Source organism: Saccharopolyspora rosea (genome assembly GCF_025643595.1).
Lineage (GTDB): Bacteria > Actinomycetota > Actinomycetes > Mycobacteriales > Pseudonocardiaceae > Saccharopolyspora > Saccharopolyspora rosea.
This window is the reverse complement of the sequence record NZ_CP102826.1, coordinates 6,312,838-6,332,683: the sequence shown is the minus strand read 5'-3', so window position 1 is coordinate 6,332,683 and position 19,846 is coordinate 6,312,838. Positions and strand designations below refer to the sequence as shown.

At 71.6% G+C, this 19,846-nt stretch carries 20 protein-coding genes; 6 read left to right on the top strand and 14 right to left on the bottom strand.

The window, feature by feature from the left end:
* Positions 1 to 10: 10 nt before the first annotated feature.
* The 6 genes from NV263_RS29435 to NV263_RS29415 form a co-directional block, all read right to left on the bottom strand.
* The gene (locus tag NV263_RS29435) at positions 11 to 859 is read right to left on the bottom strand and encodes a sulfurtransferase (RefSeq protein ID WP_263250076.1); all 849 of its coding nucleotides are present in this window, start codon (positions 857 to 859) and stop codon (positions 11 to 13) included.
* Positions 860 to 885: 26 nt separating this feature from the next.
* The gene (locus tag NV263_RS29430) at positions 886 to 1,335 is read right to left on the bottom strand and encodes a DUF4395 domain-containing protein (protein WP_263250075.1); all 450 of its coding nucleotides are present in this window, start codon (positions 1,333 to 1,335) and stop codon (positions 886 to 888) included.
* A 130-nt stretch (positions 1,336 to 1,465) separates the two neighbouring features.
* Positions 1,466 to 1,531, bottom strand: coding sequence for a putative leader peptide (locus tag NV263_RS30780; protein ID WP_363786369.1), 66 nt, complete (start codon positions 1,529 to 1,531; stop codon positions 1,466 to 1,468).
* Between the two features lie 90 nt (positions 1,532 to 1,621).
* Complete coding sequence (locus tag NV263_RS29425) at positions 1,622 to 2,062, bottom strand: TlpA family protein disulfide reductase (protein WP_263250074.1); 441 nt, start codon at positions 2,060 to 2,062, stop codon at positions 1,622 to 1,624.
* Complete coding sequence (locus NV263_RS29420; protein ID WP_263250073.1) at positions 2,059 to 2,850, bottom strand: LmeA family phospholipid-binding protein; 792 nt, start codon at positions 2,848 to 2,850, stop codon at positions 2,059 to 2,061. Before NV263_RS29420 ends, NV263_RS29425 begins: the two co-directional genes overlap by 4 nt.
* Positions 2,847 to 3,650: an alpha/beta hydrolase family protein gene (locus NV263_RS29415; RefSeq protein WP_263250072.1), complete on the bottom strand. Its 804-nt coding sequence runs from the start codon at positions 3,648 to 3,650 to the stop codon at positions 2,847 to 2,849. Before NV263_RS29415 ends, NV263_RS29420 begins: the two co-directional genes overlap by 4 nt.
* 206 nt (positions 3,651 to 3,856) lie before the next feature.
* Between NV263_RS29415 and NV263_RS29410 the strand changes: the two genes are divergently transcribed.
* From NV263_RS29410 to pstB, 6 genes are all read left to right on the top strand, one after another.
* On the top strand, positions 3,857 to 4,603 hold the full coding sequence (locus NV263_RS29410; RefSeq protein WP_263250071.1) for a winged helix-turn-helix transcriptional regulator: 747 nt from the start codon (positions 3,857 to 3,859) through the stop codon (positions 4,601 to 4,603).
* 85 nt (positions 4,604 to 4,688) lie between these two features.
* On the top strand, positions 4,689 to 5,648 hold the full coding sequence (gene mshD / locus NV263_RS29405) for a mycothiol synthase (RefSeq protein ID WP_263254420.1): 960 nt from the start codon (positions 4,689 to 4,691) through the stop codon (positions 5,646 to 5,648).
* A gap of 210 nt (positions 5,649 to 5,858) precedes the next feature.
* Complete coding sequence (gene pstS / locus NV263_RS29400) at positions 5,859 to 6,971, top strand: phosphate ABC transporter substrate-binding protein PstS (RefSeq protein ID WP_263250070.1); 1,113 nt, start codon at positions 5,859 to 5,861, stop codon at positions 6,969 to 6,971.
* A gap of 196 nt (positions 6,972 to 7,167) precedes the next feature.
* On the top strand, positions 7,168 to 8,100 hold the full coding sequence (pstC, locus tag NV263_RS29395) for a phosphate ABC transporter permease subunit PstC (RefSeq protein ID WP_263250069.1): 933 nt from the start codon (positions 7,168 to 7,170) through the stop codon (positions 8,098 to 8,100).
* Entirely contained in the window at positions 8,097 to 9,017 is a 921-nt protein-coding gene (pstA, locus tag NV263_RS29390) for a phosphate ABC transporter permease PstA (RefSeq protein ID WP_263250068.1), read from the top strand. Before pstC ends, pstA begins: the two co-directional genes overlap by 4 nt.
* 16 nt (positions 9,018 to 9,033) lie before the next feature.
* Entirely contained in the window at positions 9,034 to 9,810 is a 777-nt protein-coding gene (gene pstB, locus NV263_RS29385; RefSeq protein ID WP_263250067.1) for a phosphate ABC transporter ATP-binding protein PstB, read from the top strand.
* A 143-nt stretch (positions 9,811 to 9,953) separates the two neighbouring features.
* Here pstB and NV263_RS29380 read toward each other — a convergent pair whose 3' ends face one another.
* From NV263_RS29380 to NV263_RS29345, 8 genes are all read right to left on the bottom strand, one after another.
* Complete coding sequence (locus NV263_RS29380) at positions 9,954 to 10,808, bottom strand: helix-turn-helix domain-containing protein (protein WP_263250066.1); 855 nt, start codon at positions 10,806 to 10,808, stop codon at positions 9,954 to 9,956.
* 334 nt (positions 10,809 to 11,142) lie between these two features.
* Positions 11,143 to 11,790, bottom strand: coding sequence for a phosphate signaling complex protein PhoU (gene phoU, locus NV263_RS29375; protein WP_263250065.1), 648 nt, complete (start codon positions 11,788 to 11,790; stop codon positions 11,143 to 11,145).
* A gap of 102 nt (positions 11,791 to 11,892) precedes the next feature.
* A complete protein-coding gene (locus NV263_RS29370) occupies positions 11,893 to 14,535 on the bottom strand; it encodes an LCP family protein (protein ID WP_263250064.1) in 2,643 nt (880 codons plus the stop codon).
* Positions 14,536 to 14,785: 250 nt separating this feature from the next.
* Positions 14,786 to 15,664: a GGDEF domain-containing protein gene (locus NV263_RS29365; protein WP_263250063.1), complete on the bottom strand. Its 879-nt coding sequence runs from the start codon at positions 15,662 to 15,664 to the stop codon at positions 14,786 to 14,788.
* Positions 15,665 to 15,957: 293 nt separating this feature from the next.
* A complete protein-coding gene (locus tag NV263_RS29360; protein WP_263250062.1) occupies positions 15,958 to 16,416 on the bottom strand; it encodes a hypothetical protein in 459 nt (152 codons plus the stop codon).
* Positions 16,416 to 17,579 (bottom strand): tRNA dihydrouridine synthase DusB, encoded by a 1,164-nt coding sequence (dusB, locus tag NV263_RS29355; RefSeq protein WP_263250061.1) that lies wholly within the window; start codon positions 17,577 to 17,579, stop codon positions 16,416 to 16,418. The genes NV263_RS29360 and dusB overlap by 1 nt, the downstream gene beginning before the upstream one ends.
* Positions 17,580 to 17,925: 346 nt before the next feature.
* Positions 17,926 to 18,552 (bottom strand): DUF4232 domain-containing protein, encoded by a 627-nt coding sequence (locus NV263_RS29350; RefSeq protein WP_263250060.1) that lies wholly within the window; start codon positions 18,550 to 18,552, stop codon positions 17,926 to 17,928.
* Between the two features lie 108 nt (positions 18,553 to 18,660).
* Positions 18,661 to 19,818, bottom strand: a complete 1,158-nt coding sequence (locus tag NV263_RS29345; protein ID WP_263250059.1) for a S8 family serine peptidase — start codon at positions 19,816 to 19,818, stop codon at positions 18,661 to 18,663.
* Positions 19,819 to 19,846: the final 28 nt, after the last annotated feature.

Sequence of the window (19,846 nt, the reverse complement as noted above, 5' to 3'; positions counted from 1 at the left end):
CGAACCCCCCTCAGTTCTGCCCGGCTTCGGCCGGGTTCTCGATCGGCACGCCCACCAGCGAGCCGTACTCGGTCCACGAACCGTCGTAGTTCTTGACGTTGTCCAGCCCGAGCAGCTCGTGCAGCACGAACCAGGTGTGCGACGAGCGCTCGCCGATCCGGCAGTAGGCGATGGTGTCCTTGCCGGTGTCCAGGCCCGCGCTGCCGTAGATCTCCTTGAGCTCCTCGTCGGCCTTGAACGTGCCGTCCTCGTTCGCGGCCTTGCTCCACGGCACGTTGATCGCCGACGGGATGTGGCCGGCGCGCTGCGCCGACTCCTGCGGCAGGTGCGCCGGGGCCAGCAGCTTGCCCGCGAACTCGTCGGGCGAGCGGACGTCGACCAGGTTCTTGTTGCCGATCGCGTCGACGACCTCGTCGCGGAACGCGCGGATCGAGGTGTCCGGCTCCTGCGCCTTGTAGGTGGCGGCCGGGCGGTTCGGCTCCTCCTTGGTCAGCTCGCGGCCGTCCAGCTCCCACTTCTTGCGCCCGCCGTCGAGCAGCTTGACGTCGGAGTGGCCGTAGAGCTTGAAGTACCAGTAGGCGTACGCGGCGAACCAGTTGTTGTTGCCGCCGTACAGGATCACCGTGTCGTCGTTGCCGATGCCCTTGGCGGACAGCAGCTTCTCGAAACCGGCGCGGTCGACGAAGTCGCGCCGCACGTGGTCCTGCAGCTCGTTCCGCCAGTCCAGTTTGATGGCCCCGGGGATGTGGCCGCCGTCATAGGCGGTCGTGTCCTCGTCCACCTCGGCGAACACGACTCCGGGCGTGTTCAGGTTCTGTTCGGCCCATTCGGTGGAGACCAGGACCTCTGCACGGCTCATCGAGCTACTCCTTCTCCTGTCATCCTTCAGCGGGTGTCTGATGTGGACGCTCCGACCGGCGTGAGACGGCGGAGCACCAGGTACAGCTGGCAGCCGAGGCAGTATCCGAACACCGCGTTGAGCAGTGCCGCCACCAGGGCGAAGACGTTGGCGACGATGCCGAAAGCGGTCCAGCCGGCGGCGTACCCGACCGTGGCGGCCAGCGCGAAGACGAACCCGACGCCCTGCGCGAAGCGCACCGGGGCCGGAGACTCGCGCTCGGCCGGGTCGACCGGGGCGAGCCGGGGCTGCACCGCCTGCCGGTACATGTACCCCCACGGGTTCAACCGCATGCCGACGAAGGCGCACAGGCCGAACAGCACCATCTGCGCGGCCAGCACCCGCCAACTCGTGGTGAGCAGTCCGACGGCGAGGACCGCGCTGGTGATCGCCGCGGTGAAGCGGACGCCACGGGGGTCTAGCGTTCCGGCGGGCATGGGGCCTCCTGACTCGCGGTGACTGGCCGGCTGTTCCGAGCTGCCGAGTCCGTCAGGCGGTCAGGCGCAGGTCCCTCGCCGAGGCACATCCGTGCAAGGTCACGCGCGTGCTACCGCCCGGTCAGTGCCCTCAACACAGGCTGCTGCCCACGCGGCAAAGGTCGACCGCGCGCCTTCGGGTCAGCAGTACGTGCACGCGTCGGAGGCTACCCGCCGGACCGATCAACGGGAAGGCGGTTCACTTGGTGAGACGAGGCGTCCGTCCGGGGCAGTCGGCTCCGCCCCGTCAGGGCAGGTGCGGCCGCAGGGTTTCGGCGAGCGCATCGCGGCGCGGCACACCGGCGACGCGGAACAGTTCGCGGCCCGCCCGGTCGAGGGCGAGCGTGGTGGGCGTGCGGTGCACGCCCAGCGGCGTGGACCACTCCGGGTGGTCGGTGAGGTCGATCTCCACGTGGCGCACGCCCTCGGTGCGCCCGGCCAGGTCGGACAGCAGGACGCGGGTGTGCCGGCAGGGCGCGCAGAACGTGGTGGACAGCTGCAGCAGGGTCACCGCCTCGCCCTCGTCGGGCGCCTCGTCGAGGCGGGCGCGCAGCCCCTCGGGCAGTCGTGACAACAGGTCCTCCTCGCGGTTCCCGGAACGCACGCGTCCCTCCCGGGCCCGCCACACCAGGCCGAACACCGCGGTCGCGGCGACGGCGGCGAGCAGCGCCCAGGCCCCGGCGGTCATCCCGCGCTCATCCCGTCGGGCCCGATGCGCACGTGCTGCGCGGTGCCTTCCAGCACGAGCGCGCCGCGTTCGGCGCGCACCGCCGTCGGCGTCACCCGGAACGGCAGCGCCCCCGGGTCGATGGTGGCGGTGAACAGGTTGAACACGGACTGCTCGAAGATCTTCGGCAGCGAGATCCGGCCGAACGCGCTGTTGTTCAGCTCCAGCTTCTTCGGCTCGATCTTCAGCTTCCCGCCGAGCACCGACAGCACGCCGATGACCTGCACCGCGTTGTCCGTGCCCGCGATGTTCACGGTCCCGTTGAGCTGCACGGTCGCCTTGGTGGGGTCGCCCTCGGTGCTGTCGGCGAGCTGCTCGCCGTCGGTGCCCTCCAACGCGTCCTTCGGCGCCGGGTTGATCGTCAGGTCGTCGACCCCGATGAGGCGCCCGACGTCGGGCGACTTGAGCTTGACCCGGCCGACGAGCTCGTCCACGTCGAGGTGGTCGGCGCTGCCGGAGAGCACGTCGGACAGGGCGATCCGCGCGTGCCGCAGGTCGGCCTCGATGTCGACGTCGTTGAGCTGCCCGACCCGCACCGTCCGGGCGTTCACCGAGACGTCGCGGTAGTCACCGGCGACGGCCTGCGTCAGGAACGGGAAGCCGTTGATGCGCACCTCGGGGTCGGAGGCCAGGTGCATGTCCGTGCGCATCTTCTGCGCCACCTGGTGCTCGGCCGCGGCGGCGGCGCCGAAGTCGGCGGCCACCAGCACCGCGACGAGCACGACGAGGGTGATGACGAGTTTCTTCACCGCACGCGGTCCGTTCTGTCGGGGCCTTGCGGATGGTCGTCGGCGGTGGCCCCCGACCAGCCGCGACGACCACGATCGGGCGGGCCCACTGTAGCGGCCGACCACCTCGCGATGCGGTCCACCAAATGCGGGGTGGCGGCGCTCTCCGCGTGCCGCATCCCCGGCTCCCGCCACAGCGCACCGCCGCCCGCCTCGCTGAGCGCGACGGCGTCGGCGACCGGGAAGTAGTGGTCGTCCTCACCGTGCACGATCAGCTGCGGGACCGGGATGCGCGCCACCAGCTCGATCGGCGAGACCGGCACGTCGTCCCACGGCGGGGCGAGCCGGACGCCGAGCAGCCGGGCGCTCCACCGGCCGTGCGGCTGCTCCAGCAGCCAGTGCACCCGGCGCATCGCGGGCGTGTCGCGCACCCACCAGCGGGCGGGGCTGCTCACCGAGACCACGGCGTCCGGCGGCTGGTCGGACCGCGCGGCGTGCCGCAGCACCACCGATCCGCCGAGCGAGAAGCCGACCGCGACCACCCGGGTGCAGCCGAGGTCGCGCAGGTGCTCGACCGCCGCGGCGATGTCCAGCTCCTCCGCCACGCCGACCGTGGTCCGCCCGCCGGAGCGGCCGTGGCCGCGGAAGTCGACGCCGAGCACCGGCGCATGCCGGGACAGCCGTTCCAGCACCCGCCGCACGTGCGGCTTGCCGACGTGGTTGGTGAACCCGTGCCCGACCGCGAAGCCCAGGTCCGCGGGCAGGCCGGGACCGGGCAGGAGCAGACCGTGCAGGCGGGTACCGTCGGCCGCGGACAGCATCACCGAGCGTGCCCGACACATCGCCTTAACACGAGGTCGCGCGCTGTTCACAAATGTGACGCCGTCCGTCCGACCTGGGTTTTTCCGCCGCATTTCGTTATTCTCCTTGCCATCCACAGGCAACGACGCCGAGTCACCCGCCGGTTTCGGATGGTCAGTTCCCCCCGGCCGCCGGCTGTTCTCGCCTTGGGACGGAGGCCCTCCCCATGAGCTCCGAGTTGCTGTTGCTCACCAGCGAAGCCGACTGCGAGTCCGTGCTGCCGTCGTTGACGCTGCTGCCGCACCGCGCCCGCATCCTGCCGCCCGACCCCGGCGCGCTCGTCTCCGGAGGTGCGCACGACGTGGTCGTCGTCGACGCGCGGTCCGACCTGGCCGGCGCGCGGGACCTGTGCCGCCTGCTGTCCGGCGGTGACGTGCCGGTGGTGGCGGTGCTCAACGAGGGCGGGCTGGTCACCGTCAACGCCGAGTGGGGCGTGGACGACATCCTGCTGCCGACCGCGGGCCCGGCCGAACTGGACGCGCGGCTGCGGCTGCTGGTGTCCCGGCGGGGCAGCGCCTCGGCGGCCGGTGACGGGTCGCTGGCCGTCGGCGACCTGGTGATCGAGGAGGCCACCTACACCGCGCGGCTGAAGGGCCGGGCGCTGGAGCTCACCTACAAGGAGTTCGAGCTGCTGAAGTTCCTCGCCCAGCACGCGGGCCGGGTGTTCACCCGGGCCCAGCTCCTCCAGGAGGTGTGGGGTTACGACTTCTTCGGCGGCACCCGCACGGTCGACGTCCACGTGCGGCGGCTGCGCGCCAAGCTCGGCCCCGAGCACGACTCGATGATCGGCACGGTCCGCAACGTCGGCTACAAGTTCGTCCGCCCGAACCGCACCGGCACCCCGGTCGCCGCCGACGCGGCGGAGGACGCGGTCATCGCCGAGGCGGAGGCCGCCGCCCACTCGGGCCGCTGAGGTTCCGCCACCGGCACCGCCTCGCAAAACGAGTTCGAAGACGGGCTCTACGCGGGTCGACGGCGGCCGGGGAATGGGTAACGTCGTGGTCGTGCAGCTGACGTGGCGCAACGGACTGGACGGCAAGGAAGCCGCCGAGGTGATGAACCTGCTGGCGGTCGCGGAACGGGCCGACGGGGTCGCTCCCTGCGGCGAGCACGTGGTCATGCGGCTCAAGGCGCACCGGGACGTGGTGCACCAGATCGAGCCGGTGCAGGCCGACGTGCGCTCCGAGCACTTCGTGGTGCGCGACTCCGACGGCGCGCTCGTCGGGTACGCGCACGTGGACACCGAGCACGAGTCGAGCGCGGGGCAGCTGGTCGCCGAACTCGCGGTGCACCCGGAGCACCGGCGGCGCGGCGTCGGCGCGCGGCTGGTCGAGGCGCTGCTCGACCGCGCCGACCTGGCCGCCGAACCGGCCGAGAGCACCGGGCGCCTGCTGGTCTGGTCGCACGGCGAGCACCCCGGCGCGCTGCGGCTGGCCGAGCGCTACGGCTTCGCCCGGCCGCGCGAGCTGTGGCGGATGGGCATGGCGGTCGCCGACCGGGAGCTGCCCGAGGTCGAGCTGCCCGCCGGTGTCCGGATCCGCCCGTTCCGGCCGGGCGCGGACGAGCGGGCCGTGGTCCGGGTCAACCACCGCGCGTTCTCCTGGCACCCGGAGCAGGGCGGCATGACCGAGGAGGACCTGCGCGCCAAGGAGGGCGAGGACTGGTTCGACGCCGCGGGATTCCTGCTGGCCGTCGACGCCGACGACCGGCTGCTGGGCTTCCACTGGACCAAGGTTCACCCGGACGGCACCGGAGAGGTCTACGTCGTCGGTGTCGACCCGGACACGCAGGGCAACGGACTCGGCCGGTCACTCACAGTGGCCGGATTGCGCCACCTGCGCGACACTGGCTGCCGTCAGGTGATGCTCTACGTGGAGGCCGACAACGTGCCCGCCACGACGGTGTACCAGCGGTTGGGGTTCGAGCGATGGGACACGGACGTGCAGTTCGCCAGATGACGGTGCGGGCGTCGTCACATCAAGTGAGTCCATTTGGTCTTCAGTTCCCCCGATGGGATGTGGGGCTGCTTACTTAGCGTGCCTTGTTCACCTGCCGTTCACCTGAATGGTGAGGAGAGTCCACCCCGGCTGCTTAGCGTCCCTGGCGAGCGGCGCCGGAGCAGGCGCTCGGTCGCGCAATCGCCGGAGATTCCCGAGTGGAGGACCGAAGTGAAGATCAAGCGGCACAGTGCTGCGCTCGCCGCCCTCGCCGCGGGCACGCTGGCGCTCACCGCCTGCGGCACGGACACCAACGCGCCGAGCGGGGGCGGCAACCCGAATCTGAACAACGTGCAGGTCCAGTGCGGCACCAAGCCGGTCTCCGGTGAGGGCTCCTCGGCGCAGAAGAACGCCATGGACGTCTTCGCCCGCGACTACAGCATCAAGTGCCCGGGGCAGAACCTGAACTACACCAAGTCCGGCTCCGGCAAGGGCATCTCCGCCTTCACCGCGAAGCAGGTCGACTTCGGCGGCTCGGACGTGCCGCTGGACGCCGCCAAGGGCGAGACCCAGAAGGCCGCCGACCGCTGCGGCGGCAACCCCGCGTGGAACATCCCGATGGTCGTCGGCCCGATCGCGATCTCCTACAACCTGCCGGGCGTCAACGACCTGACGCTCAACGCCGACGTGCTGGCCAAGATCTACCAGGGCCAGATCAAGAAGTGGGACGACCCGGCGATCAAGGCGCTGAACCCGAACGCCCAGCTGCCGTCGATGGACATCGTCCCGTTCTTCCGCTCCGACGAGTCGGGCACCTCGGCGAACTTCCAGAACTACCTCAAGACCGCCACCCACGGTGCGTGGACCAACGAGGGCAAGACGTTCAAGTCGGCCGGCGTCGGCCAGGGCCGCGAGGGCAGCGACCAGGTGGCGCAGTCGATCAAGGCCACGCCCGGTTCGATCACCTACGTCGAGTGGTCGTTCCCGCGCAACCTGGGCATGAGCACCGCCAAGATCGACAGCGGCGCCGGCCCGGTGGAGCTGACCCCGGAGGCGGTCGGCAAGGCCGTCAACGACGCCCAGATGAAGGGGCAGGGCAACGACCTCCAGGTCAACCTCGACTCGATCTTCGGGACCAAGGCTCCCGGCGCTTACCCGATCCTGCTGACCACCTACGAGATCGTCTGCTCCAAGGGCTACGACCCCGACACCGCCAAGTCCGTCAAGGCGGCGCTGACGATCGCGGCCAACGCCGACCCGAAGGAGATGGAGCAGGCCGGCTACGCGCCGCTGCCGCCCGCGTTCAAGGACAAGGTGCTCGGCGCCGTCAACGCCATTTCGTGAGCGGCGCGGCAGAGGCGGACAACGGCCGAAGCAACGAAGTGAGAGGCTGCAAACAGCAGTGACCGACTCGACGAGAGCCGATCTGCGCCCCGGGGGCGCGCCGGAGACCACCGGCGCCCCGCGGGGCGCTTCGGCGCCCAGTTCCGGACCGGAGGCTCCCATTTCCGCTCCCGACCGCCCCGCTGGGGGCAAATCGGTGGTTCGCGCCGGCGACCGGGTCTTCGCCTCGCTCGCCACCGGTTCCGGCGCGTTCGTGGTCGCCGTGATCGCGGCGATCGGCATCTTCCTGCTGCTGCGGGCCATCCCCGCGCTCCGCACCGACCAGGTGAACTTCCTGTTCAGCGGGGCCTGGAACACCAGTGACCCGAGCCACCTCAGCTTCGGCATCCTGGACCTCGCCTGGATCACGGTGTCCAGCTCGGTGGTCGCGCTGGTCATCGCGATGCCGCTGTCCTGCGGCATCGCCCTGTTCCTCACCCAGTACGCACCGCGCAGCCTGGCCCGGCCGTTCGCCTACGTCGTCGACCTGCTGGCCGCGGTGCCCTCGGTCGTCTACGGCCTGTGGGGATTCCTCGTGCTCGGGCCGGTGCTGCGCCCGATCGCCATCTGGCTGAACGAGAACCTCGGCTGGATCCCGCTGTTCGCCGAGGGCAACGTCAAGCCGGTGGGCACCGGTACCGACGTGTTCACCGCCGGGATCGTGCTCGCGGTGATGATCATCCCGACGATCACCGGCGTCAGCCGCGAGGTCTTCCAGCGCACCCCCAACACGCACATCGAGGGCGCGCTCGCGCTCGGCGCGACCCGCTGGGAGGTCGTGCGCACGACGGTCTGGCCGTTCGGCCGCAACGGTTTCATCGGCGGCTCGATGCTGGGGCTGGGCCGGGCGCTCGGCGAGACCATGGCGCTGACGATCATCCTCAGCGCCGCCCCGTCCCGGCCGAACTACAGCATCTTCGACGCCGGCGCCACGTTCGCCTCGAAGATCGCGCTCGGCTCCGCCGAGTTCAACAACCAGTTGCAGGTCGGCGCGTACATCTCGGCCGGGCTGGTGCTGTTCGTCATCACCTTCGCCGTCAACGCGATCGCCCGTTGGATCGAGAGCTCCAGCGGTAAGGGGAAGTCATGAGGACCGACGCCGCTGACGTAGAACAGCTCGCCACGCCACCGGCGTTCCAGAGCATCGGTTTCGCCCGCAAGCTCAAGAACAACCTGGCCACGACGCTGTTCGTCGGGGCGTTCGTGATCGCGGTCGTCCCGCTGCTGTGGGTGCTGTTCACACTGCTGGAGCGCGGCCTCCAGCCGGTGCTCAGCGCCACCTGGTGGACGCACTCGTTCAACGGCCTGCTGCCCAAGGACTTCGGCGGCGGCATCTACCACGCGCTCGTCGGGACCCTGCTGGAGGGCCTGGTGTGCACGGTGATCTCGGTGCCGCTGGGCGTGCTGGTCGGCGTCTACCTCATCGAGTACGGGCGCCAGACGCAGTCGCGGTTCGCCAGGGTCGCCACGTTCATGGTGGACATCCTCAGCGGTCTGCCGTCGATCGTGGCCGGTCTGTTCATCTACGCGCTGTGGATCACCACTTTCGGCTTCCACCGCAGCGGTTTCGCCGTGGCGTTGTCGCTGGTGCTGCTGATGCTGCCGATGGTCGTGCGGGTCACCGAGACGATGCTGCTCATCGTCCCGCACGAGCTGCGCGAGGCGTCCTACGCGCTCGGCGTGCCGAAGTGGAAGACGATCCTGCGGATCGTGCTGCCGACCGCGCTGTCCGGCATCCTCACCGGCGTGATGCTCGGCCTGGCCCGGGTGCTGGGCGAGACCGCGCCGCTGCTGATCCTGGTCGGCTACAGCCGGTCGATCAACTTCGACCTGTTCAACGGCGAGATGGCGTCGCTGCCGCTGACCATCTACACCGAGCGCAGCACCGGCACCATCGCCGGTGACTACCGGATGTGGGGCGCCGCGCTGACGCTCGTCATCGTCATCATGCTCATCAACCTCTTGGCGACCCTGTTGTCCAAGGTGTTCGCGGTCAAGACCAAATAGGGGCGGTACCGAACTCATGGCCAAGCGTCTCGACATCAAGGACCTGAACCTGCACTACGGCAAGTTCCACGCCGTGCAGGACGTGACCCTGCAGGTCCCGGCCCGCAGCGTCACCGCGTTCATCGGACCGTCCGGGTGCGGCAAGTCGACCGTGCTGCGCTCGCTGAACCGGATGCACGAGGTCATCCCCGGTGCCCGGGTGGACGGCAAGGTGCTGCTCGACGGCGAGGACATCTACGCGTCCACCGTCGACCCGGTCCAGGTCCGCAAGACCATCGGCATGGTGTTCCAGCGGGCCAACCCGTTCCCCACGATGTCCATCCGGGACAACGTGGTGGCCGGGCTCAAGCTGGCCGGGGAGAAGAACCGCAAGCACCTCGACGAGGTCGCCGAGCGCGCGCTGCGCGGCGCCAACCTGTGGGAGGAGGTCAAGGACCGGCTGAACAAGCCGGGCGGTGGCCTCTCCGGCGGTCAGCAGCAGCGCCTGTGCATCGCGCGCGCCATCGCGGTGCGCCCGGACGTGCTGCTGATGGACGAGCCGTGCTCGGCGCTGGACCCGATCTCCACCCTGGCGATCGAGGACCTGATCTCCCGGCTGAAGCAGGACTACACGATCGTCATCGTCACCCACAACATGCAGCAGGCCGCCCGCGTCAGCGACCAGACCGCGTTCTTCAACCTCCGCGCGGTCGGCGAGCCCGGCCAGCTGGTGGAGATCGACGAGACCGGCAAGATCTTCTCCAACCCGACGCAGAAGGCCACCGAGGACTACATCTCCGGCCGCTTCGGGTGATCCCCGTCCCGGCCGCGGCACCGCGCGCGGCCGGGACCTCGTCCACGAAGCGGATGCGCCGATCACCCGCGAGGCGACCGCCCCGCGCACCAGCGTTGCCGGTGTGACCAGCGTGCGAGCGCACCGGTCCGGATGCGGCGGGCTCAGTGGAGTCCGTCGGCGATCTCGGACACGAAGGCGCTGGAGTCCTTCGGGTTCAGCGCCAGGGCGCAGACCCGCTCGAAGGCCGCCAGGTACTCCCCGGTGTCCGCTGGTTTGTCCAGGAAGCGGGAGTTCGCCGAGTCGCCGAGGTGCACGACCTGCGGATCGGCCTCGTCCGGGAACGAGAACACCGCGATGCGATCGCCCATCAGCGGGTGCGCTCCGGCGCCGAACGGCAGCACCTGGATCGTCACGTTGCGCCGGTACCCCAGCAGCACGAGGTGTTCCAGCTGCTGGCGCATGACCGCCGGTCCGCCCACCACGCGGCGCAGCGCGGACTCGTCGAGCACCGCCCACAGCTCCAGCGGGTCCTCGCCGACCAGCCGCTGCTGGCGGGTGCCGAGCACCGCGGCGCGTTCCCGCAGCTCGCCCGGCGAGTGCGCGCGCGGCGCCGACGCCAGCAGCGCCTCGCTGTAGTCGGCGGTCCGCAGCAGTTCCGGGATCGGGTCGCCGCCGTAGCAGCTGACCGCCTTCGCCGCCGTCTCCAACCCGAGGTAGGTCTGCAGGCCGGGCTGCTCGGCCGTCGTCGGGTACTGCTGCCACCAGCCGCGCTGCTTCGAGTCCTGCGCGAGATCGACCAGCGCGGCCAGCTGGTCGGCGCCGACCCCGTAGAACTCGGCCATCAACCGCACGTCGGAGGTGCGCACCGGAACCCGCCCGAGCTCGATCTGGCTGATCTTGCCCTGGGAGCAGTCGAGGTGCGCGGCCACCTCCCGGTGGGTGCGCCCGGCGGCCTCCCGCAGCCTGCGGAGCTCCCCGCCGAGCCGCCTGCGGTGCACCGTCGGGCTCTTACGCACCGCGCACCCCGGCGGGAAATCGATCGGATCTCATCACCACCGAGCATCGCACACGGTGGTGCCACCAGCGAGTATTAATACCGGCGGGTCAGCTTAGTGCCGGTTTGGAACTCGTTTTGGGTAGCGGTGCCGGTGGCGGAACCTCAGCGGCCGGCTCGGCTCCGGGATCCCCTCCTCATGTACCCATCCGTACACAGCGTCGGGGCTGTCCTCGCGAGCCGACCGCTGAGAACCCGCGGCGGCGCCAGGTGCGAGACCGCTCGCCCAAAGAGCGAAAATACGGCCAGTTTCAGCCGTCGCCCCTTGCCGACCCGTTCAAAGACGGAACCTCAGCTCAGCTGGTGGGCATCTTCCCGGTCACGATGAACACCACGCGGCGGGCCACCGCCACGGCGTGGTCGGCGAACCGCTCGTAGAACCGGCCGAGCAGGGTGACGTCCACCGCGGCGGCGACGCCGTGCGACCACTCCGGGCTCATCATCACCGTGAACAGGTGCCGGTGGAGGTCGTCCATCTCGTCGTCGTCCTCTTCGAGCCCGCGCGCGGCCTCGACGTCCTGGGTGCGGATCACCTCGTGCACCCGGCCGGCCAGCTTGACGGCGATCCGCCCCATCTCGGAGAAGTACTCCCGCACGTCCGGCGGCAGCACCGGGTGCGGGTGGCGGCGGCGCGCGGTCTTGGCGACGTGCAGCGCCAGATCGCCCATCCGCTCCAGGTCCTCGGCGGCGTGGATGGTCGAGATCACCGTGCGCAGGTCACCGGCGACCGGCGCCTGGAGGGCGAGCAGGCCGAACGCGTGCTCCTCGGCGCGCGAGCGGGCCTCGTCGACCTGCATGTCGTCCTCGATGACCTGCTCGGCCAATGTCAGGTCCGTCTCCAGGAGAGCCTGGGTGGCCCGCTCCATGGCGGTGCCGACCATCGTCGACATCGAGGCGAGTTCGTCGGCGAGCTTGCCGAGCTGTTCCTGGTAGACCTCACGCATGCCACTCAGCCTACTTCCAGGCGGGGTCCGGACGCCTGCGCCGTGGTGAACCACCGGTGAACAGGCCGTGATGAACCCGCGAGTCGGTCGGGACGGGCCTGGTCAGCCGCACAGCTCCGTTCCCGCGTTCACCGTCGACAGGTTGCCCGGTACCGGCGGCGCCGGGTTCGGCGCGGGAGCGCCCGGCCCGGTCTGCGCGCGCGGACCGCTCGCGCCGCCGCTGGCCAGCGCACCGCTGCCGGCGGCCTGCTGCGGGCCGGCGTCGGCGGTCTTCGGGGCCACCGGGGCGCCGTCGATGATCGCCTGGAACAGCGCCCGGGCGTCGGAGTCCCGCAGCACCTCCATGCCCTCCGAATCGGCGTAGCCGGTGGTCGGCACGGTCGCGAAGGTGACCTTGGCCGGGTCCAGGCCCTGCAACGACTGGCCCAGCTCCATCAGCTTGTCGGTGCTGACGTTCTCGCCGAACGTGTTGGCCGTGACCGCGTTGACGAATCCGCCGAGCTTCTTCGGGTCCAGCAGCACCTGGCTGGACATCGCCTTGCGCAGCACCGAGGACAGGAACATCTGCTGGCGCTGCATCCGCCCGTAGTCGGACGTCGGGTCGCCGACGACGTGCCGGGCGCGCACGTAGCTCAGCGCCTGGTCGCCGGTCAGGGTCTGGCGTCCGGCGGTCGGCAGGACGGTGCCCAGGTTGGTGTCCACGATCGGCTTGTCGCTGCAGACCTCCACGCCCTGCATGGCGTCCACCATCGACTTGAAGCCCTGGAAGTCGACGCCCAGGAAGCTGGTGATCGACAGTCCGGAGATCTGCTGGATGACCTTGGTCGTGCACTTCGGACCGCCGACCGCGAACGCCTCGTTGAGCCGGACGTCCTTGCGCGGCGGCAACTGCTGGCCGGTGTAGCGGCCGCTGGCGGAGTCCCAGCGCTCGCACGCGGGCATGTCGACCTTGAGATCGCGCGGGAACGACACCACGTCGATGCGGCTCCGGTCGGCCGGGATGTGCGCGACCATCGTGGTGTCCGAGCGAGCGCCCGGTTCGTCCTGGGCGTCGCCGACCCCGTCGGAGGGCTTGGCGCCCGCCCGGGTGTCCGACCCGATCAGCAGGAAGTTCTGGTCACCGGTCTGCTTGGCGGCGTCCTTGATCGACGCCGAACCCGGGTCCAGCGCCTGCACCTGGTGGAACCGGCCGTCCACCCAGGACTTCGCGCTCCAGGCGATCCCGATGGTGACGAACACGGTCAGCGAGGCGGCCATCGCGATGGCCATCACGATGAGGTTGGTGCGCCGCTTGCGCTGCTGCTTCTTCCACTCCATCCGGGACTTGCCGTCGCGCCCCTCGTGGAAGTCGAACGGCATGTCGGTGCCGAGCTCGGGCTCCTTGCGCTTGCCGACCAGCCACGCGTACTTCTTGCGGCGCGCGGCCTCCTCCCGGGCGATCTCGTCGTGGACCGCGGAGAACCGGGCCAGCGTGGCGTCGATCTGCTGGATGTCGGCGTGCCGCTCCTCGCCGGAGGACTCGTCGTCGTCCTGCTCGTCGTCGACGTCGTCGAACAGGTCCTCGTCCTCGTCGAAGTCGTCCGGCGGGGACTCGACGAGCGCGGTCTCCTCCGCGGGGGCCGGCGGGACGGCCGGACGGCCGACCGGTCGGGCGAGCTGGGTCGCCTCGGGCTGCGCGCCCGGGGCGGGGCCGACCGGCTTGGCCAGCATCGTCTGGTCGCCGCCCGGTGCGGCCTGCGGCCGCGGCGGGCGCACCGGCTTGGCCAGCTGGGTCTGCTCCGGCTGCGGGGCCTCGGCGGTGGCCGGCGGGAGCACGGTCGTCTCGTCGGCGTCCGCCCGGACCGCCGGGTACTGCGCGGTCGCGTCCTCGTTGGACAGCGCCGCGGCCCGTCCGGCCGCTGCGGCCGCCGCAGCGGCAGCGGGCCGCCCCGGCGCGGTCGGCTTCGGCGCGCCCTGCTGCGACGCGCGCTGCCCGCCGGACAACGCCTGCGAGATGCGCGTCTGGTCGCCTCCCGACGCCTCGGGAGCCGCACCACCGCGGGACGGGGGAGCCTGCGGCGCCGGGCGGCCCGGCCGCGGCGGAGTCGCGGCGTCGGTGGGAGCGGGGCGCGCGGCGGCGGGGGGTGCCCAGCCACCGGGCGGGGTGCCGGGACGGCCACCGTCGGCGGGCCGGTTCTCCGGCGGCGCGTCGGGACCGGGGCGCTGCTGCGGTCCGGTGGCGCGGGAGCGGCCCGTGGGCGGGTGCGCCGCGCCGTCCGGCGCCGTCCAGCCGCGCGGATCGGGCCGCGGGGCCGCTTCCGACCGCTGGGACGGCTCAGGGCGCGGTGACGGCTCGGAGCGCTGGGCCGGTTCGGGTCGCTGGGGCGGCTCCGGCCGTTGGGCCGGTTCCGGTCGCTGCGGCGGTTCCGGACGTGCGGCGCCGGGGCGCGGCGCCTGCGGCCGGGCGGCCTGCGGAGGGCCCGCCGGGGGCTGCGGGGCAGGCGGCTGGGCCTGCGGCGGCTGCGGGGGCCGGGAGTTCTGCACCGGCTGTTCGGGCTCGGCGGCCCGGCGGCGGTGCGAGCCGGTCGCGGGGCCGGGGGACTTGCCGTGCTTGGACAGCAGGTCGACGACCCGGGTGCCGCCGGTGCCGTCATCGCCGAGGGCGCGGCGTCGGCGGCGAGCCGCGGCGGAGCCGGTGTCCCCGGCGTCCGCCTCGGGGTGGGAACGCCGGTGCCCGTCACTGCCATGCCGGGGGTCTTGCGGCACCCGTTTTCCCTCCCACCTTCGAAAGACAGCGGTCTCGTCGGCGTCGACGCGGTCATACCCCCCGACACGTATCGATCGACGCCTCCGAGATAGTACGGCCGATCGCCCGAACTGACGATAGTGCAGACAATTTCTTCACAATCAGTGCACGATCTGGCCGACCTGCTCGCCCAAAACACTCAACTGTGCTAGGCCACTTGACCGGTAGTTATGCAATGAAACCGCACCCAGTGTCCTGAGATCGTAGCGATCAGTAACCGGCGGCGCGTCGATTCGGCGAACCGCGACGCCCCGCCGCCATTCCGGCCAACCGGACTTCGCTGCCGGACCGGTACGCCACCGCGTTGCGCCCGGACTGCTTGGCCGCGTAGAGCAGCGCGTCGGCACTGATCAACTGCTGTTCCGCCGACACCGGCTTGGTCTCCGACTCGGACCCGGCGTGCTCGTGCGCGAGACCGATGCTGATCGTCACCCGCAGTCCCGGCGCCATCTGCGGCCACGGGAACCGCTCCACGCGGGCGCGGGCCGTCTCGCACACCGACACCGCGGTCGCCGGGTCGGTGCTGGGCAGCACCAGCACGAACTCCTCGCCGCCGTAGCGGGCGCAGAACCCGCCGCTGGGCAGCACTTCCTGCAACAGGTCGACGACGCGCTGCAGCACGCGGTCCCCGAGCACGTGCCCGTAGGTGTCGTTGACCTGCTTGAACCAGTCGAGGTCGACCAGCGCGACGGCCAGTCCCTGGTCGCTGCCCGCGTGTTCGGCGAGCAGGTCCGCCAGCCGTTCGTCCAGGTAGCGGCGGTTGTAGCTGGCGGTCAGGCTGTCCCGCAGGCTCTGCTCGCGCGCCTCGGCGTGCTCCCGGCGCAGCCGGTTGACCTCGTGGCGCAGCTGTTCGGGAACCTTCGGGGTGTCCGCTGTGGACATCAGGTCGAGCGCGGACCGCAGGTGGTGGTACGCCTGCCGCCACTGGCCGCGCGAGGCCAGCAGGCTGGCGATCGACTCGTGCAACTCCGCCATGCCGGTGCCGTTGGTCAGTTCCTGACGGGTGCGCTGCCCGGGAGGCAGCACGGTGGACGCGTCGTCGTCACGCACTGGTTCCGGCCCGGCGAAACCGTTGCGCAGTCCGGTCATCGCACTCACCTCCCGTCCGTGGTGTCGTCGGGTGTGACTGATCGCTTGAGCTGCCCTGACACGAGCAACACTCGAATTCCCTCAACCGGCTGACCCTGGCCTGGTCCGAATTGGCGAGCGCGGCTCGAATCCTCAGCTGCCTAGGATGTGTACCGGGCGGAAGGGCGGCTGCGGAAGAAATTCCGATCGGACCCACCCGCACGGACGAGCATTTCAGTGTGTGTTTCTCGTCACCGCATCGCAACTTCATCGCTGCCGGTGGCATTGCGCGTTACCAGAAGTTGATCAGGCAATCACCGACCCTCCGTCGGGCAGGGTGCGAATGCGTACGCGCTGCCGTTCAGCAGCACCAGGTGTTGGGAGCCGATCTGGTGCCCGGTGATCGAACCGTCGCGCCGCGTGGTCACCTCCACCGCCACCACCCACGGCGACCCGCGGGGCCTGGTGCCGTCGACGGTGAACCCCGGGTCGGGGCGCAGCGTGGACAGCGCCGGGTCGAGCTCGACGGTCGTGCGGTCCAGGTCGCAGGTGCGGTCGGCGAAGTCCGGGTGCTGGGTGCGGTGGAAGAAGTCCTGCTGCGCCTGCGGTCCGCGCCGCGCCGTCGCGTTGTTGTCCGCGAAGTACTGCCGGGCCAGCCGCAGCTGCTCCGGTTCGCGCGGTGCGGCGGCGCACCCGGCCGCCAGGAGCGCGGACAGCACGCCGCACAGGGCGGCGGTCCGGCGTCGGGGCCGGGGCGGCGCGGACCCCGTCATCAGCCGCCGCTGTGGTCGATCTCGGCGCCGCAGGGCACCGACAGGTCGTCGGGATCGTCCAGCCAGCCCTCCGGCAGCACGACCTTGCCCGCCGAGCCCTGGCGACCGCGCGGCCCCTCGGCGTCGGCCGGGAACGGCACGTCCGGGTCCAGCTGCGCGAGCAGGTCGTCGAGCTGGGCGAGGCTGGAGACCAGGCCGAAGGAGTGCCGCAGCTCCGATCCCACCGGGAAGCCGCGCAGGTACTGGGCCATGTGCTTGCGCAGGTCGCGCAGGCCCTTCTCCTCGCCCATGTGGGCGGCGAGCAGTTCGCCGTGGCGGCGCAGCACCTCCGCCACCTCGCCGAGCGCCGGGCCCGCCGGGATCGGCTCGCCGCGGAAGGCCGCCTGCAGGTCGCGGAACAGCCAGGGTCGGCCCAGGCAGCCGCGTCCGACCACGACGCCGTCGCAGCCCGTCTCGGCCATCATCCGCAGCGCGTCGTCGGCGCTGAAGATGTCGCCGTTGCCGAGCACCGGGATCGAGGTGACGTGCTCCTTGAGCCGCGCGATCGCCGACCAGTCGGCGGTGCCGGAGTAGCGCTGGGCCGCGGTGCGCCCGTGCAGTGCCACGGCGGCGGCGCCGTTGTCCTCGGCGATGCGGCCCGCGTCGAGGTAGGTGGTGTGGTCGTCGTCGATGCCGATGCGGAACTTCACCGTCACCGGGATGCCCGCCGGTTCGGCGGCCCGCACCGCGGCGCGCACGATCTCGCCGAACAGCCGCCGCTTGTACGGCAGCGCCGAGCCGCCGCCCTTGCGGGTCACCTTCGGCACCGGGCAGCCGAAGTTCATGTCGACGTGGTCGGCGAGGTCCTCCTCGACGATCATCTGCACGGCCCGGCCCATGGTCACCGGGTCGACGCCGTAGAGCTGCATCGAGCGCGGGTGCTCGTCCGGGTCGAACGTGATCATCTCCAGCGTCTTGGGGTGCCGTTCGACCAGCGCCCGGCTGGTGATCATCTCGCACACGTACAGCCCCGCGCCGTACTCGCGGCACAGCCTGCGGAACGCGACGTTGGTGATACCCGCCATCGGGGCGAGCACCACCGGTGGATCGACCCGGTGCGGGCCGATCTTCAGCGACGCCGCCGGAGCACCGCTCGCGGACGGCGGGGAAATCAACGCGGTCATCACCGGCCATTGTCCCCGACACCCGGTCGATCATCGCCGTCACCTGCCCGTGGAGCACCCGAGCGGACCTGTCGGACGGCCCGCGCGCCGTGCGAGGCTGGGCGCGCTCTCGTCTGTTCCTGTCTCGGTGGCCGGGGTGTCGTTCCGAGACGGCCGCTGAGGTTCCGCTCCCGGCGCCGCCACCCGAAAAGAGTTCGAAGACAGGCTCTGGCGCCGGGGGAGGAGGACGCCGCTCCGCCAGGAGGGGGTGCTGGCGGAACGGCGCCGGTCGATGAGCCCGGACGCGGGCTGTGATCAACTTATCATTTCCGGTGGGGGTTTTAACAGTCCTCTTGTTGCCCGGAGTTCAGGGCAGCAGGGCGCCCTGCGGGGTCGGCTGCAGCGTGCCGAGCTCCACCGACTTGACCGGGATGGTCGGGTCGGGCTGCTCCTGCCAGGTCTTGCCGTCGTCCGGGACGATCGTGCTGTTCGGCTCGCCGGGGATGCCGGGCAGCTGGGCTTCGAGGCCGGAGACCACCTTGGTGTTCGGGTCGGCCTTGCTGCCGGTCTCGACCTTCATGCCCGCGAAGGCGGTCTCGCCGGGCTTGATCGTGACGTCGGTGGGCGCGCCGGGCACCGGAACGTCGTGGACCGGCAGGTCGACGGAGTCGCCCTTCATGTCCGTGCCCTTGACCTTCATCCAGCCGTTGACGGTGCACGGCTGGTCGGACTTGTTCGTCACCGCGACGAGGAATCCGCCGGGCTGCTGCGGCTGCACGTTGAAGTCGACCTTGAACTCCCCGCCGTTGCAGGCGGACGCCTTGCCGGCACCCTCCTCGTCCCCGCCGGAGGTCGCCGCGTTGGCGGCCCCGGAGTGGTCCGACCCGGCCGTCGCCGACTGCGCGTCGGTCGCGGGCTGGCTGCACGCAGCGGACAGCGCGGCCGCGGTGCACAGACCGGCGACGGCTCCCAGGATGCGGATCGGCTTCGGCATTGCGTCCTCCCTCATGGCTGTTGGTAACGCGCGGGGTGTTAGTTACCCGGTGCGTTCCCTGTTCTCATAACGGAAGACGTGTTAGCCCTGCGCGGGTTGCGCGCCGGATCAGAAGTTTTTTCGACCCGCCGCGCGCCACCCCCGCCGACGACCCCGCGGGAGGACCGCCGCGGCCCACGCCACCAGGCCGATCAGCGTCGCCGCGGCCGCGGCCAACGCGGCCGCGACGACGGTCGGCGTGGGGTCCGCGGGCGGTGGCATCCGGACCGGCGGCGGTGCCGCGGCGGGCGGGGGCGGTGCGGTGGCCAGTTCGGCCGTCACCGCGGCCGCCGGATCGATCACCCCGCTGCCCAGCAGCGGGTCCGGGCGCCCGCCGGGCGGCGGGTACGCGGTGTCGAGGAGGCGGCGGCGCAGCTCGTCGACCCCGAGACCGGGTCGGTAGGACAGCACCAGGGCGGCCGTGCCCGCGACCTCGGCCGCGGCCACCGCGTCACCGCCGGAGATGAACAGACCGGGTCCGCCGGGGCCGATGCCGGTCATCGCCGTCCCCGGCGCCGCGACGTCCGGGTCGGCTCCCGGTGCTCCGGCGCGCGCGGCGGTGCCGTCCGGGCTGGTCGCGGTCACCGAGAGGACCTCGGGGTAGGCGCCCGGGTACGCCGCGACCGGGTCGTTGCCCACCGCCGTGGTGGCCGGGGCGACCACGAGGGCCCCCGCCGCGGTGGCGTCCCGGACCGCGGCGGCCAGCGCCGGGTCGTCGGCGGTGACCGCCGGGGACACCTGGACGACGCGGGCGCCACCGGACACCGCCGTGCGGATCGCCGCCGCCAGCCGGGAGGCGTCGGTGCCGCCGGTCCGGTCGGTGGCCGGGACCGACAGCACGCGGGCCCCCGGGGCGATGCCGGCGAAGCCGGTGCCCGGTTCGCGCCCGGCGGCGATCAGCCCGGCCACGAACGTGCCGTGGCCGACGCAGTCCTGCCCGGCTCCGGTCACCTTCCCGGCCAGCGCGGGCGCGGTGGTGTCGACTCCGGTGTCGACCACCGCGACCGCGACCCCGCTGCCGTCGGAGTGCGGCCAGACGCGGTCCGGGCGGAGCCGCGCCTGCGCCCACGGGGTCTCCTCGGCGGTGGTCGTGGACGGGGTGCGGCACCCCTGGTCGCCGGACAGCGTCTGGGTGATCGGCGGCAGTTGCGGGGACGCCGCCGCCGGCGGCGCGAGCCCCGCCGACAACGCCAGCACCAACGCCGTCCCACTGGCACGAGATCGCACGGTGGGCAAGCTAGCCGCGCGCCGGAAC